We start from the raw sequence: 15168 nt of genomic DNA, 5'->3' as shown, positions 1-15168 counted from the left end.
GCAGCGCTCACTCGTCACCCTCGCGGAACTGGCCGAACTCGTCCAGCGAGCTGCGCCTGGCCTTCTTCGCCGCCTTGCGCTCGTGGGCGGAGACGCGGTCGTCCTGGTCCACGCGCAGATCGGTGCCGCGGCGGCCGAGCACACCGGCCACCCCGGCCGGGGTCGACGGCTCCCAGTCGAAGGTCATCGAACCGATGGTCACCTGGCTGCCGGGCTCCGCGCCCTGCTTCGCCAGCGCGTCCTCCACGCCCAGCTTGGCCAGCCGGTCCGCCAGGAAGCCGATCGCCTCGTTGTTGCCGAAGTCGGTCTGCCGCACCCAGCGCTCCGGCTTCTCGCCGCGCACCACGTAGGCGTCCTCGACCTCGGGGTCCGGCTCGACGGTGAAGCCGCCGTCGTCGACCGCGGTCGGGCGGACCACCACGCGCGCGGCCTCCGGTTCCGGCAGCTGCTCCCGGTAGCGCTCCACCTCGGCGGCCATCGCGAAGCTCAGCTCGCGCAGGCCCTCGCGGGAGGCGGTCGACACCTCGAACACCGGCCAGCCGCGCTCCTCGACGTCGGCGCGCACCAGGTCCGCCAGTTCGCGGGCTTCCGGCACGTCCATCTTGTTGAGCACCACCATGCGCGGGCGCTCGGCGAGGTCGACCCCGCCGTGCTCGGCCTTCAGCGCCGGCGTGTACTGCGCGAGCTCGTTCTCCAGCGCGTCCACATCGGACATCGGATCGCGGCCGGGCTCCAGCGTGGCGCAGTCCACGACGTGCACCAGCACCGCGCAGCGCTCGATGTGCCGCAGGAAGTCCAGGCCGAGGCCGCGGCCCTCGCTGGCACCCGGGATCAGCCCCGGCACGTCGGCCACGGTGAACACGGTGTCGCCCGCGGTGACCACGCCGAGGTTGGGCACCAGCGTGGTGAACGGGTAGTCGGCGATCTTCGGGCGCGCGGCGGAGAGCACCGAGATCAGCGACGACTTGCCCGCGGACGGGAAGCCGACCAGGCCCACGTCGGCGACCGACTTGAGCTCCAGGACGAGTTCGCCCTGGTCACCGGGCTCACCGAGCAGGGCGAAGCCCGGGGCCTTGCGCGCCTTGGACGCCAGCGCCGCGTTGCCCAGACCACCGCGGCCACCGGCGGCGGCGACGAACGTGCTGCCGATGCCCACCAGGTCGGCCAGCACCTCGCCGTCCGGGGTCATGACCACGGTGCCGTCCGGGACGGCCAGGACCAGGTCCTCGCCCTGGGCGCCGTTGCGCATGCCGCCCTGGCCCGGCTTGCCGTTGGAGGCGCGGGCGTTGGGCCGGTAGTGGAAGTCCAGCAGGGTGTGCGCGTTGGGGTCGACGACGAGCTGCACGTCGCCGCCCTTGCCGCCGTTGCCGCCGTCCGGCCCGCCCAGCGGCTTGAACTTCTCCCGGTGCACCGAGGCGCAGCCATTCCCGCCGTCGCCAGCAGCGACGTGGATGGTCACGCGGTCAACGAACCGCGACACGAATGCCTCCAGGAAGATCGAGCCGGGTGGGCCCGGCGGTAGAACACGGGCGGATCCGGTTCAACAACGGCGGGAGCGATTCGCATCCCGGCACCGGAACGGATCCGCGAACAGCAACGAGGGGCGGGCCGGACTAGCCGGACCCGCCCCTCGTCGGGAAGTACTCGCAGTCGAGAGCCGGATCAGGCCTCGACCGGCTTCACGCTGACGGCCTTGCGGCCCCGGTAACGTCCGAACTCGACGGTACCGGCCTCCAGCGCGAACAGGGTGTCGTCGTTGCCGCGACCCACGTTCAGACCCGGGTGGAACTTGGTCCCACGCTGACGGATCAGGATCTCACCGGCCTTGACGACCTGGCCGCCGTAGCGCTTCACCCCGAGGTACTTGGGGTTCGAGTCGCGGCCGTTCCGAGAGCTGGATGCGCCCTTCTTGTGTGCCATGACTACTCAGGTCCTCACTTGTTGATGCCGGTGACCTCGACGCGGGTCAGCTTCTGGCGGTGACCCTGTCGCTTGTGGTAGCCGGTCTTGTTCTTGAACTTGTGGATGCGGATCTTGGGGCCCTTGGTCTGCTCGACCAGCTTGCCGGTCACCGACACCTTGGCCAGCGCGTCGGCGTCGGTCGTGACATCGGTGCCATCGACGACCAGAAGTGCCGGGAGACTGACCTCGGAGCCCAGCTCGCCTTCGAGCTTCTCGACCTCGACGACGTCTCCGACAGCCACCTTGTACTGCTTGCCGCCGGTCTTGACGATCGCGTACATGAGTCGGAAGTCTCCTGCTGCTCGGTTTCGCTACTTTCACCAGGTCTGCGGCGGACGTCCACCTCGACCCGAAGAGGATCGAGGATTCCTACCACGCCGCTGGTGCAGCGCCTCGGTGGGGTTCCCGTCCCGGCAGCGCGGAGCACCACTCGAAACAGGCGTTTTCTCTCTCCGCCCGTCCGGCGGCGAGAAGTTCTCACCCATCATACAGACCGCGTTCCGGACCCCGATCGGGCGGGGCCGCTCCACGCGGGGCGCACGGCTGCGGGAGCCGGGCGACAGGTGAGCCGCGTCAGCGTAAGTCGGCCCGTTGGACGCGGTCAAATCGACCCCTGCCGAAAGAAGGTGCCAGGCCTGCCCGAGCCCTTGCTACGGTAGGTCGCCGTTCTACTTGATCTGGGGAAACAGCTCGTGACTGACATCGCACCGGAGGCCGAGCGGGACGAGCGCGCCGGCACCGGCACCGCTCCGCGCCCGAACCCGCTGCACCGGTTCGGCCCGCTGCTGCTCGGCCTGTCGGCGATCGTTCCGCCGCTGCTGATGCTGCGGGAAGTGCTGCGCTACTCGCAGATGCACTTCTACGACTACTGGTGGGTCCTGCTCGACCTCACCAACGACGACGGGACGCTGCGCCCGGAGGCCCTCCTGGGCTTCCGCAACGAGCACCCGTTCGTGCTGCCCAGCCTGCTGTTCTGGCTCAGCGCCCGGTACGGCAACGGGCTCAACCAGCCGCTGGGCCTGGCGATCCTCGCCTTCGGCGTGATCAGCGTGCTGCTGGTGTGGGCGATGCTGCCGAAGGAGCTGAACGGCTGGCAGCGGGCCGGGCTGGTGGCGGCCACCTCGACGCTGGTGTTCAACCCGCACGGCATCCACAACTACGTGCGCTCGATGAGCGGCGCGTCCTGGATCCTCGCGCTGATGCTGGTGCTCGCGGCGCTGCTGGCGATGCAGCGCGAGCACCGGCTCTGGGCGATCGTCTTCGGCCTGCTGGCGTCGATCAGCTACGGCACGTCGTTCGCGGTGTGGCCGGCGCTGGCCCTGATCGCGTGGCTGCGCGGCGACCGGCGCCGGTGGGTGGCGGCTCCGATGGTGGTCGGGGTGGTCGTGGTGCTCTCCTGGCTGGTGCTGCGCGGCCCGCAGGGCGGCGGGGGCGCTTCGCCCACCGACGATCCGGCGCAGGCGCTGCTGGCCGGGCTGAGCATGCTCGGCATGGTGTGGACCGGCACCGAACCGGCGATCGCGCTGATCGCCGGTGTGGCCGGGCTCGCGGCGCTGGTGGTACACGCCCAGCAGACGCCGGAGCAGCGGCGCAGCGCCGCACCCTGGTGGGGTCTGGCGGTCTACGCCGTCGGCTGCGCGGTGATGATCTCCGGCTCGCGGGCCGCGTTCGGCGAATCGGCCGGGCTGCAGAGCCGGTACAACAGCATGACCGCCGCGCTGTGGATCGCGCTGCTGGTGATCGTGGTGGCCTGGCCCAAGCTGCCGAAGCTGCGCACCGTCACCGTCGCGGGCACCGTGCTGGCCACCGTGGCGCTGGGCGCGCCGATGGCGCAGAGCGTCCGGGCCGACTCGGCGAACCAGGACCTGCTGGCCATCTCCGCGCGCATCGGGCACCCGGAGCACTTCGCCGACCGGTTCCCGGAACCGGACCGGCTGCTGCCGCGGCTGCAGGCGCTGGGCCACTACCCGTTCTCCCCGGAGTTCACCCTGAACTGCCCCGACGGCCTGGAGATCGGCGACCGGGTCAGCACCGCGAACTGGCGCACGCCCAGCGAGGGCGCGTTCCGGGAGCCCCGCCCGGACGGCAGGGACGTGGTCCTCAACGTCGAGACCGACCAGGTCGAGGGCGGCGCGCGGATGCTCAAGGGCTGGGCGATCTCCGGCATCGAGCGGGCCGGCTGCGTCGCGGTGCTCGACCAGAGCGGCACCGTGGTCGGCGGCGGCGTCGTGGACATCCCGCGCTCCGACGCCGAAGCGCAGACGCCGGGCATCGAGATCGGGCTCGGGTTCGAAGCGGCCGCGCCCGCCCAGCCGGGCCTGCTGCGCGTCGCCTTCCACTTCCCCGACGGCTGGTGGATCCGGCCCCTCACCGAAAGCCCGCAGGTCGCGTCATGACGCAAACCCCGTTACCGCAGGTGTCGCTGCTCGCTCCGGCGAAGAACGAGCAGGAGAACCTGCCCGCGCTGTTCGCCGAGATCAGCGAGGCGATGCAGCAGCAGGACCGCAGCTGGGAGCTGGTGGTCGTCGACGACGGCAGCACCGACGGCAGCTGGCAGGTGATCAGCGAGCACGCGGCGCGGGATCCGCGGATCCGCGGCATCCGGCTGCGCCGCAACTTCGGCAAGGCGGCCGCGCTGGCCGCCGGTGTCGCCGAGGTGCGCGGTGAGCTGCTGGTCACGCTCGACGCCGACCTGCAGGACGACCCGGCCGAGATCCCCCGGCTGCTGGCCGAGCTCGACGCGGGCGCCGACCTGGTCAGCGGGCACAAGGCGAACCGGCAGGACCCGCTGGGCAAGCGGCTGCCGTCGAAGGTGTTCAACTGGTTCACCGGGCTGATCACCGGCCTGAAGCTGTCCGACCACAACTGCGGGCTCAAGGCCGCCCGCACCGAGGTCTACCGGCGGGTGCCGCTGTACGGGGAGCTGCACCGCTACATCCCGGCGCTGGCGCACCAGCTCGGCTACCGGGTCGCCGAACTGCCGGTGCACCACCGGCCGCGGCTGCACGGCAAGTCCAAGTACGGCCTGGAGCGCTACCTGCGCGGCGCGCTGGACCTGCTCACGGTGGTCGCCCTGACCCGCTACGGGCGGCGGCCCGCGCACCTGTTCGGCGGGCTGGGGATGCTGGCGGGCACGATCGGCACGCTGATCCTGCTGTACCTGACGGGCGTGTGGCTGTTCACCGACGACCCGATCGGCACCCGGCCGCTGCTGACGCTGGGCATCCTGCTGGAGATCTTCGCGGTGCAGATGATCTCGGTGGGGCTGCTCGCAGAGCTCGTCCTGCACCACCGCACCGGCCGCGACCGCGACGTCGACGTCCTGGTCGCCGATCAGACACCGGCCACCTCGCCCGCCGCCTGATCGGTGGTGCGGAACACGTTCGGCGGAAGATCAACTACCGCGCGGTAACGACGTGAGGACCAGGCGGTAACGGCGCGCTCACCGCTGGGGGTGCACTCGTACCCGCTCCGTCACAGCCCCGTAAGGTGCTGCGCGTGCACTCGGCGAAGCGACTTCGGCTGTCTGCCGCAATCCTCGGAATCTTCGGGACGGTGCTCGCGCTCCTGATCCCGTTCCTCCCGGTCAAACACGACGTCACCACGCTCAAGTGGCCGACGGCGGAGGGCACCAGATCGGTGTCCGCCCCGCTGGTCGCCTACTCACCGCTGTGGTTGGACGCGGAGGTGCCCTGCGCCGCCGTGCGGAGCCTCGACGAGCGCACCGCCGGGCCCGGCATGTTGTTGAGCACGAACCCGCCGTCCTCGGACTTCGGCAAGCTGACCGGTCTGGTGCTGCAGGTCGACGACGGCCAGGTGGCGCTGTTCTCCAAGGGACGGCAGGTCAGCACGACCCAGCTGCCGCCCGGTGACTGCACCATCGCGTTGCGCGCGGACGCCTCGGGCACCACCGCCACCGTCGGCGGCAAGCAGTGGGCGCACGTGCTCGGCGACCAGCGACCCCAGCTGACCGGCGTCTACTCCGCGCTCGACAACGCGGTCGACGACGTCCGGGGCCTGTCGTTCGAGGCCCGCGTGGACAACCGGTTCAGCACCGAACCAACGGTGCTGAAGGTGGTCATGATGGCGCTGACCGTCGCGGCGTTCATCGGCTCCGTGCTGTGCCTGCGGCGGCTGGACGTGCGGGCCGGGCGGCGCGCACCGCGGCTGGCCCCGACCGGCTGGTGGAAGCCGACGCTGCGCGACGCGGCGGTGTTCGTCGCACTGGGCGTGTGGTGGCTGATCGGGGCGATGACCTCCGACGACGGCTACGTGCTCAGCATGGTGCGCTCGGAGGAGAGCGCCGGGTACGTCAGCAACTACTACCGCTGGTTCGCCAACCCCGAATCGCCGTTCGGCTGGTTCTACGAGGTCTACGCGCTGTGGGTGCAGGTGTCCACGGCGACGCCGTGGGTGCGGCTGCCCGCGCTGCTGATGGGCATCGTGTCCTGGCTGCTGATCAGCCGCGAGGTGCTCCCGAGGCTCGGCCAGCAGGTGCGGCGCTCCAACGCCGCGGGCTGGGCCGCCGCCGCGGTGTTCCTGGCGTTCTGGCTGCCCTACAACAACGGCCTCCGCGCCGAGCCGGTCGTGGTGCTGTTCTCGCTGCTGGCGCTGTGCGCCGTCGAGCGCGCGGTGGCCACCGGGCGGCTGGTGCCCGCGGCCCTGGGCCTGGTGGCCGCGGCCCTGTCGGTGGGCGTCAACCCGCACGGCTTGGTCGCCGTGCTGCCCTACGTCGCCGCGATCAAGCCGCTGTACCGGCTGGTGCGCAAGCGGGCGCAGGAGTTCGGCTGGCTGCCGGTGCTGGCGCCGATCGCCGCCTCCGGCTTCGTGATCCTGACGCTGGTCTTCTACGACCAGACCTTCCGCTCCGTGCTGGACTCGATGGAGCTCAAGACCACCTTCGGGCCCAACGGCCGGTGGTACGAGGAGCTCAGCCGCTACAGCCTGCTGTTCAGCCAGAGCCCGGACGGTTCGCTGACGCGCCGCTTCCCGGTGCTGCTGGTGATCCTGTGCCTGGTGACCTGCGCCGTGGTGCTGCTGCGCCGCAACCGGGTCCGGGGCGCTGCGCTGGGCCCGAGCCGGCGGCTGCTGGCGATCGTCGCGATGTGCTTCGTCGTGCTGGCCCTGACCCCGACCAAGCACACCCACCACTTCGGCATCTTCGCCGCCTTCGGCGGCGCGCTGGCCGCGCTCACCGCGCTGGCCACCAGCACCACGGTGCTGCGCTCGCGGCGCAACCGGGCGGCGTTCGTGGCCGGGCTGATGGTGATCCTGGCGTTCGCGGCCACCGGGCCGAACGCCTGGTGGTACGTCTCCGGCTGGGGCATCCCGTGGTTCGACAAGCCGCCGTCGATCGGCGGCTACAACTTCAGCACGCTGTTCCTGGTCTTCGCCGCGGTCGCGGGCGTCATCGCGCTGATCGAGCACCTGCGCATCGACGAGAACAACCCGAAGGTCGTCGACGAGAGCTGGGACAGCCCGGAGAAGCGCAGCCGGGCGCTGCGGCTGGGCACCGCGCCGCTGTCGGTGCTGTGCGCTCTGCTGGTGCTCGGCGAGCTGGCGGCCTTCGGCAAGGCCATCCAGAAGCAGGACGACACCTACAACCTGGGTGTGGACAACATCAAGCAGCTCACCGGCTCCAGCTGCGGGTTGTCCGACTACATCGACGTGGAGACCGATCCGCGGGCCGGTGTGCTGCCGGTGTCGCCCGAGCAGCCCGCGGTGGCCGCCAAGGCCACCGACAAGGCCGTGCCGGTTCCGCCGCGGCGGCTGGTCGGCCACGAGACCGCTGCGGAGTACCTGCGGTCGAAGGAGACCGGCTTCGCCCGGCCCGGCGTGCCGGTCAGCAGCGGCGGCGACGCGGAGGAGCCGAGCTGGCGGCCGCCGCACCAGTTCGGCGACGACGCCGCCCCGGCCTGGGGCAGCTACGACGAGGCCGGGCTCGGCACCGGTGAGCTGCGCACGCCCTGGTACGACCTGCCGGAGGAGGCGCTCAGCGGCAAGACCCCGGTGGTGCTCAGCCTGGCGGGCTCGGAGACCGGCGCGAACTCGCTGATGCTGGAGTTCGGCCGGGACACCGAGCGCGGCTTCGAGATCACCGGGCGCTACGAGGTGGAGCAGGGCCCGCCGCCGGGCTGGCGCGACCACCGCTACACGCTGGGCGCCGAGGCCGAGGGCGCCACGAAGATGCGGGTCGTCGCGGTCGACCAGGCGCTCGGCGCGGAGGGCTGGCTGGCGGTGACCGCCCCGCGCGTGCCGAAGCTGACCAGCATGACCGAGCTCGTCGGCGACTCCCCGACGTTCGTGGAGTGGCCCGCCGCGCTGGTGCACCCGTGCCTGCGGATCTCCGGTCTGTACAACGGTGTCGCCGAGATGCCGCACTTCCGGGTGTCGGCCGGTGAGCTGGTGCGCGACGTCGGCGAGGGCTGGTCGTCGCCGGACGCCGGCGGGCCGTTCGGCTGGCTCAACGTGGCGTCGAGCGTGCGGGAGCTGCCGACCTACCTGCGCGGCGACCCGCAGCAGGACTGGGGCTCCCTCTACGTCGTGCACCCCTACGACGCGGACGCGCTGCCCGCGCAGGCGGCGTTGGACATCCGGCCGGAAACCCACTGGGGCACCTGGTCGCCGGGACCGCTGACGGAGGCGGTGGAGCTGCCGGGCGACGTGCCCAGCTCCGACGACCGGACCGACATCCCGACCTTCGACACGCCTGAGCAGAACTGATCTCCCGGTGAAGGGCACCTTCAGGCAACTTACTTGCTAAAAGGTGCCCTTCACCGCACACCGGATCAGGTGAGGCGGGTCCAGAAGTCCAGGCGGTGGTCGGCGGCGAAGTCGGCGGGACCGATGCGCTCCGGGTGCAGCGACTGGACGTGCTGGTCGGGCGTGAAGCGCGGCCAGGTGACCAGGCCTGGCCCGTTGGGGTCGCCGCTGCGCGCGAAGTTGGCCCAGTAGCGGTGCATCGTCGCGGCCAGCCGCCACTGCTGCGCCGACAGCGGTGCGATCCCGCCCACGTCGAACTGGTACGGGAGTTCGGCCGCGTGGTAGGCGCCGGGCGGGAAGCCCTCCGGGAACGGCACCACCGGCGGCGCGTCCCGGTCCGCGAACTCGTAGACGTAGGTGGGGGTGTGCTCGTGCAGGGCCTGCGCGAGGTCCCAGAGCGAGCGCGCCCACGCGGCGTCGTTGATCACCGTCGACCAGGCGAGGCTGGGTGTCGCGTAGGCCTCGAGCGGGTACTCGCGCGCGATGTCGTCGGCCGCGGCGTCGAAGCCCTCCGCCAGCAGCTTGCCGTAGCCGTCCGGGGTGACCGGCTGACCGGTGCCGTCGAAGAACATCGCGACGAACAACCTGGCTTCGTCCCGGGTGTTGCCCGCGAGCACCGGCACCCGGTGGAAGCGGCCTTCCGCCAGCGCCCGCGCCGGTGACTCCGGCAGCACCTCGTTGCCGAATCCGGTCCGGGTGAACACCGGGCTCAGCTGGAGCAGCTGCTCGACGGGCAGCGCGCGCAGCTGGTCGATCGCGCTCCCCCGGCCCGGCCGCACCCATCCGGCCTCGCCGATCACGTGCTCGGCCAGCCCTTCGAGCTCGGCCGCCGACAGCCACAGCGACGGCATCTCCGGCGAGCCGGGCACGTAGGTGTTCGCCGGAGCGCGCATCAGCGGGAAGCCGCTCTGCACGATCGCCCGGTGGAACAGGCCCGCCGAGCCCGGGGCCACCAGGTGCGCGCCGATCGAGAGCCCGCCGTAGGACTCGCCGAACAGCGTCACGTTGTCCGGGTCACCGCCGAAGGCCCCGATGTTGCGCTGCACCCAGCGGAGCACCTCCTGCTGGTCGGCGAGGCCGAACGCGCCGCCGGGCAGTCCGGGGTAGCCGAAGTTGCCGAAGATGCCCAGCCGGTAGTTCGCGGTCACCACCACGACGTCCTCGGCGACCGACAGCCGCCGCGCGTCGAAGACCGACCCCTCGCCGTTGGTCCCGCCGCCACCGTGCAGCCACACCATGACCGGCTTGCGGCCACCGGTGCGCGGGGCGGTCACGTTCAGGAACAGGCAGTCCTCGTCCACGCTGCCCACGTCGGCGAAGGACTGCGGGAGCTGCGGGCACGGGCTGCCCGGCTCGGTCGCGTCCCGCACCCCGGCCCACGGCTCGACCGGCCGAGGCAGGCTCCAGCGCAGCTCGCCGACGGGCGGCGCGGCGTAGGGGATTCCCTGGAAGAGCAGGTGCTCGTCGAAGCTCAGCCCTCTCACGCGGCCCGAGTCCAGCTCTACCGCAGTCCCGCCTCCCCGCGATTCACAGCGGTGGTCGCGTTCAGGGTTGATCTCGCGTTTCGAGATTTCTTGTGACTGGGTTGCGTCACGGTCCCCTGAGGTGCGGTTGGGCTCGCCCCTCCTCGGCACGGAGTTGGTCATGAGTTCTCCTGGTCGGCTCGGGTCGCGAGGTCGAAGGTGGTGGCGAGTTCGCGGGCGTAGAGCTGCGCGTCGGTGTCGGCTTCCGTGCCGAGGCGCAGCGCGACGCCGTCCAGCGCGTGGCGCACCGTCACCGCCATGACGTGCGGGTCGAAGTCCCGGAACTCGCCGGCCCGCTGACCGGCGCGGAAGAGCTCGGCGAGGCCCTCGATCTCGCGGCGGTGCGGCAGCACCGGATCGCCGCCGCGCTCGTTGATGAGGATCTCCGTGAGCGCGCGGAGCTGGCGGTGGTGCGTGCGGTAGAAGTCCGCGCTCGACTCGATGAACGCGCGGAGCTGCGCCCGCGCCGTGTCGGCTGCGTCGACGCGGGCTCCCACCAGCTCCTCGGCCGTCCGGTAGACGTCGGCGACGACCTGCCGCATCAGCTCGGCCTTGTTCTTGAAGTGGTAGGAGATCATCCCGGTGCTGCTCAGCCCGGCGCGCTGGGCGATCTGGCCGAAGGAAGCGCGCGGATAGCCGAGATCGACGATCGCATCGATGGCCGCCGCGACGATCTGCGCCCGCCTGCCCTGCTCGGTGAACGACCTTCCTTGCTCATCCGAGCTGAAATTTGCTCGCATGAGCAAAAAATAGCACAGCCGAGCAAAACAGCGAGCGGATTCGTCCCAGCCACGGAGTCCGCGCAGATCAGCGCGTCCTTACCCGGAGAAGCGAAATGGCCGACCCGTTCGAGAACGGATCGGCCATCCCAGCGCGTTGACTCAGCCCTCGACGGGCGGACCAGCGGGCCGCGACGCGGACCGGCGGCGAGCCCGGCGGACCGGCGCGGCCGGAGCCACCTCGGCCAGGCCGTTGTCAGCAGGCCCCACCGGCTCCGCCGGCTTGCTGACCACCAGCGGCGCCACCGCCGCGCCGGCGCTGCCGGCCGCTCGCGTCGCCTTCCGCCGTCGGCCGTTGGCCTCCGGCGCGGCCGTCGGCTTCGCCTCCGCGACGGCCGGCTCCGCGGCCTTGACGGCTGCCGCCGGCTGCTCGACCGGCTTCGCGGCCTCAGCGGGCTTCGCCGCTTCGACCGGCTTCGCCTCGACGGCCTCCGCCTTCGGCTCGACCTCCGCTGCCGCGGGCTCGACCTCCGCTGCCGCTTCGGCCTGCACCTCCGCAGGCTTCGCCTGCTCGACCTTCGCAGCCTCGGGCTTCGCGGTCTCGACCTTCGGGGCCTCGGCCTTCGCAACCTCGGCCTTCGCAACCTCGGGCTTCGCGGCCTCGGCCTTCTCCGGCTCGGCCGCCTTCACGGGCTCCGGCTGCTTCGGCTCCGGCTGCTCGGCCTCGTGCTGCTTGCCGCGGTTGCGGTTGCGGCGCGAGCCGTTGTTGCCGCTGCTGTTCCCGCCGCCGCCGTGGCCGTGGCCGTTCGGGTGGTTGGCGGGCTCGGTGGAGACCAGCAGGCCGCGGCCGCGGCAGTGCTCGCAGGTGCTGCTGTAGGCCTCCAGCAGGCCGGTGCCGACCCGCTTGCGGGTCATCTGCACCAGGCCCAGCGAGGTCACCTCGGCGACCTGGTGGCGGGTGCGGTCCCGGCCCAGGCACTCGGTGAGGCGGCGCAGCACCAGGTCGCGGTTGGACTCCAGCACCATGTCGATGAAGTCGATGACGATGATGCCGCCGATGTCGCGCAACCGGAGCTGGCGGACGATCTCCTCGGCCGCTTCCAGGTTGTTGCGGGTGACGGTCTCCTCGAGGTTGCCGCCGGAACCGGTGAACTTGCCGGTGTTGACGTCGATCACCGTCATGGCCTCGGTGCGGTCGATCACCAGGTAACCGCCGGAGGGCAGCCAGACCTTGCGGTCCAGGGCCTTGGCGATCTGCTCGGTGATCCGCTGCTCGGTGAACACGTCGTTCTTGCCGACGTGCTTGACCAGCCGCTGCGCCAGGTCGGGCGCGACGTGCTGGACGTAGGCCTCGATGGTGTCCCAGGCGTCGGAGCCCTGGACGGTCATCTGCGAGAAGTCCTCGGTGAACAGGTCGCGGACGACCTTGATCAGCAGGTCCGGCTCCTCGTAGAGCAGCTGCGGGGCCTGGGCGCCGGGGATCTCGGCCTTCTCCTTGATGACCTCCCACTGCGCCTGCAGGCGCCGCACGTCGCGGTCCAGCGCCTCTTCGCTGGTGCCCTCCGACGCGGTGCGGATGATCACCCCGGCGTTGTCCGGGACGATCCGCTTCAGGATCTCCTTGAGCCGCTTGCGCTCGGTGTCCGGCAGCTTGCGGCTGATGCCGGTGGCGCCACCGCCCGGCACGTACACCAGGAACCGGCCCGGCAGGCTGATCTGGGTGGTCAGCCGGGCGCCCTTGTGGCCGACCGGGTCCTTGGTGACCTGCACCAGGACGCTGTCACCGGTGGACAGCGCCTGCTCGATGCGGCGCGCCTTGCCCGCCAACCCGGCTGCGTCCCAGTCGACCTCACCGGCGTAGAGCACCGCGTTGCGGCCGCGGCCGATGTCGACGAAGGCGGCTTCCATGCTGGGCAGCACGTTCTGCACGCGGCCCAGGTAGACGTTGCCGACCAGCGAGCCGGTGCCCGAGGAGGTCACGAAGTTCTCGACGAGGACGTTGTCCTCCAGCACCGCGATCTGCGTCTGGTCGCCGTTCTGCCGGACGACCATCTTGCGGTCCACCGACTCGCGACGGGCCAGGAACTCGGCCTCGGAGAGCACCGGCGCACGGCGGCGACCGGCCTCGCGGCCGTCCCGGCGGCGCTGCCGCTTGGCCTCCAGGCGGGTCGAGCCCTTGACCGCGCGGACCTCGTCGTCGCTGCTGTCCTGGCGGGGCTCGGCGGACGGCTCGCGGACGTGCACGACGGTGTTCGGCGGGTCGTCCTCGCGGGCACCGGTCTCGTCGTCGGACGAACCCTTGCGGCGACGACGGCGACGGCGGCGGCGGTTCGACTCCCCCGCGCCCTCGGACTCGGCGGCGGGCTGCTCCTCGGCGGGTTCTTCCGCCGCGGGCTGCTCAGCGGTCTCGGCCTCCTCGGAGGCCTCCGAGTCGCCTTCGCCACCGGTCTCGGAGTCGGCACCGCGGCCACGACCGCGACCGCGGCGGCCACGGCGGCGGCGCCGCCGACCGGTGCCCTCGCCGTCCTCGTCGCCGTCGGCGGAGTCCTCCGGGGCTTCGGCCTTGGCCTCGGCGGGCTCCTCGACCTCGGCAGCGGGGGCGGGCTCCGGCTCGGCCTTCGGCTCGGGCCGCGACTCCTGCGGCGCCGCGGACGGCGCCAGGAACATGGCCTCCGGCGCCGCGAAGACCGGCGTCAGCCCGGCCAGCGCGTTGCTCTCCGGAGCGGGCTCGTTCGCGGCCGCCGCGAAGTGCGCGGCCGGGATCGCGGGCTCGACGGCCGCCGGTTCCTCGGCAGCCGGCTGCTCGGGCTGAGCGGCCTCGGCCTGCTCCGGCTGGGCGGGCGACTCCGGCTCGGCCGGGGTCTCCGACTCGGCCACCAGCTCCGGGTTCAGCGCCTCGACGACCTGCAGCGCCACCTCGCGGGTGATGTTCGACTGCGCGCTGCGGACCGATTCGCCGATCGACTCCAGCGTGTTGATGATCTCCCGGCTGCTGGAACCCAGCAGCTTGGCCAGTGCGTGCACGCGGAGCTTGGCGGGCAGCTCGATCGTGCCCTGCTCCGCTCCGGTGGGTGTGGGCGATTGCCCGCTGGCGCTTCCAGCGGGGTTGTCCGTGTTCAACATCCAGCTCCTCCGCCCCCGGGCGCGTCCGGGTGGACGCGGCCGCACAGAGGCATGTGCGTTCTTCGGTCTCCGCCGCCCGCGGGCGACGGCAATTCTGGTGTTCCCTCCGCCCCGGGCCTTCAGGCCGGGAAGTCACACGGCGGGTCGGCGACGTCCACGCCGTCCGTCATCCGGCCGTGGGCTCCCCTGCCGGAATCCGCTCGGCGCCTGAGTCCTGGGCCAACGGGTCGGCGATGCCGCCTCCGTCGTCGAGCCGACCCTGTTCCAGCCGGGTCGCGCTCGCGGCGGCCGACGGTTCCAGACCGGCGACGACACGCAGGGCGCTCAGTACGTCGTCGGGTCGTACGACGGGTGTTGTCTGCCGAACGACCGTTACAAGTATCCCATACGGTTCCGATGCCTTCGGCCAATCGTCCACCTGGGCGGTCGCGGCGGAAATTTGATCACTCTGCGCGACTGCCGAGTGGGTGGTCTGGACCTCCGCGCTGAGCAGCGCCGCACGAGCGTCGATGGTGCGGCGACCGTCCTTGGTCATCCGCTCCACCAGCGCCGTGTCGGCGGCCATCAGCGCGGTGACGGCGTCGCGCAGCTCGGCGACGTCCGTGCCGGGCAGGTCGATCCGCCACCGGCTCACCTCCAGCCGGTCCGCCAGCGCGCCCGGCCGGGCCTCCGCGGCTTCGAGCACGTCGATGCCGTCGGGCAGCGCGGCGTTGAGCTCGGCGCGCAGGGCCGCGGGCTCCACCCGCTCCACGAGCTGAAGCTCCACGTACTCGGCCACGCTGGACACGCCGGTGGGCACCGCGCCCGCCCACGACACCTTCGGGTGCGGGCTGAAGCCCTGGGAATACGCCATCGGTACCCCGGCCCGTCGCAGCGCGCGCTCGAAGGTGCGCGCCACGTCCCGGTGCGAGGTGAACCGCAGCCGCCCCCGTTTGGCGTAGCGGAGCCGCAGCTTCTGCACCGGTGGAGCCGAGGGATTCGGATGATCTCGCCGACTCAGGATGCCCTCCCGACCATGATCGTCATCGGGCGGTCCTGCCGACCGCCTTCGATGCCGATGCTTGCTTGCTCAACCGCAG

10 protein-coding genes are annotated in these 15168 nt (G+C 71.7%); 3 read left to right on the top strand and 7 right to left on the bottom strand.

What is annotated here, in order from left to right; translation table 11 throughout:
* Nucleotides 1-7 precede the first annotated feature (7 nt).
* From obgE to rplU, 3 genes are all read right to left on the bottom strand, one after another.
* Nucleotides 8-1492, bottom strand: a complete 1485-nt coding sequence (gene obgE, locus OU416_RS20885; protein WP_270928834.1) for a GTPase ObgE — start codon at nt 1490-1492, stop codon at nt 8-10.
* Between the two features lie 170 nt (nt 1493-1662).
* Entirely contained in the window at nt 1663-1920 is a 258-nt protein-coding gene (gene rpmA, locus OU416_RS20880) for a 50S ribosomal protein L27 (protein WP_093152311.1), read from the bottom strand.
* A 14-nt stretch (nt 1921-1934) separates the two neighbouring features.
* Nucleotides 1935-2243, bottom strand: coding sequence for a 50S ribosomal protein L21 (gene rplU / locus OU416_RS20875; RefSeq protein WP_270928679.1), 309 nt, complete (start codon nt 2241-2243; stop codon nt 1935-1937).
* Between the two features lie 411 nt (nt 2244-2654).
* On the opposite strand from rplU, the gene OU416_RS20870 reads away from it, so the two are divergent.
* The 3 genes from OU416_RS20870 to OU416_RS20860 all read left to right on the top strand — a co-directional run bounded on the left by OU416_RS20870 (nt 2655) and on the right by OU416_RS20860 (nt 8685).
* A complete protein-coding gene (locus OU416_RS20870) occupies nt 2655-4358 on the top strand; it encodes a hypothetical protein (protein WP_270928678.1) in 1704 nt (567 codons plus the stop codon).
* Nucleotides 4355-5326 (top strand): glycosyltransferase family 2 protein, encoded by a 972-nt coding sequence (locus OU416_RS20865; RefSeq protein WP_270928677.1) that lies wholly within the window; start codon nt 4355-4357, stop codon nt 5324-5326. The genes OU416_RS20870 and OU416_RS20865 overlap by 4 nt, the downstream gene beginning before the upstream one ends.
* 191 nt (nt 5327-5517) lie before the next feature.
* The gene (locus OU416_RS20860) at nt 5518-8685 is read left to right on the top strand and encodes an arabinosyltransferase domain-containing protein (RefSeq protein WP_333779647.1); all 3168 of its coding nucleotides are present in this window, start codon (nt 5518-5520) and stop codon (nt 8683-8685) included.
* Nucleotides 8686-8750: 65 nt separating this feature from the next.
* On the opposite strand, the gene OU416_RS20855 is transcribed toward OU416_RS20860, so the two are convergent.
* The 4 genes from OU416_RS20855 to OU416_RS20840 form a co-directional block, all read right to left on the bottom strand.
* A complete protein-coding gene (locus OU416_RS20855; RefSeq protein WP_270928833.1) occupies nt 8751-10223 on the bottom strand; it encodes a carboxylesterase/lipase family protein in 1473 nt (490 codons plus the stop codon).
* A 143-nt stretch (nt 10224-10366) separates the two neighbouring features.
* Nucleotides 10367-10987: a TetR/AcrR family transcriptional regulator gene (locus tag OU416_RS20850; protein ID WP_270928675.1), complete on the bottom strand. Its 621-nt coding sequence runs from the start codon at nt 10985-10987 to the stop codon at nt 10367-10369.
* A gap of 141 nt (nt 10988-11128) precedes the next feature.
* Entirely contained in the window at nt 11129-14089 is a 2961-nt protein-coding gene (locus OU416_RS20845) for a translation initiation factor IF-2 N-terminal domain-containing protein (RefSeq protein WP_270928674.1), read from the bottom strand.
* Between the two features lie 166 nt (nt 14090-14255).
* Entirely contained in the window at nt 14256-15050 is a 795-nt protein-coding gene (locus OU416_RS20840) for a TIGR03936 family radical SAM-associated protein (RefSeq protein WP_270928673.1), read from the bottom strand.
* Nucleotides 15051-15168: the final 118 nt, after the last annotated feature.

This window comes from Saccharopolyspora indica (assembly GCF_027853965.1).
GTDB classification, from domain to species: Bacteria; Actinomycetota; Actinomycetes; order Mycobacteriales; family Pseudonocardiaceae; genus Saccharopolyspora; species Saccharopolyspora indica.
This window is presented reverse-complemented; position numbering and strand designations above follow the sequence as displayed.

What these genes read in the sequence shown, in the direction of transcription:
- rplU (WP_270928679.1), bottom strand. Translation starts at nt 2,243, where the DNA reads ATGTACGCGATCGTCAAGACCGGCGGCAAGCAGTACAAGGTGGCTGTC.
- OU416_RS20850 (WP_270928675.1), bottom strand. Translation starts at nt 10,987, where the DNA reads ATGCGAGCAAATTTCAGCTCGGATGAGCAAGGAAGGTCGTTCACCGAG.
- rpmA (WP_093152311.1), bottom strand. Translation starts at nt 1,920, where the DNA reads ATGGCACACAAGAAGGGCGCATCCAGCTCTCGGAACGGCCGCGACTCG.
- OU416_RS20865 (WP_270928677.1), top strand. Translation starts at nt 4,355, where the DNA reads ATGACGCAAACCCCGTTACCGCAGGTGTCGCTGCTCGCTCCGGCGAAG.
- OU416_RS20845 (WP_270928674.1), bottom strand. Translation starts at nt 14,089, where the DNA reads ATGTTGAACACGGACAACCCCGCTGGAAGCGCCAGCGGGCAATCGCCC.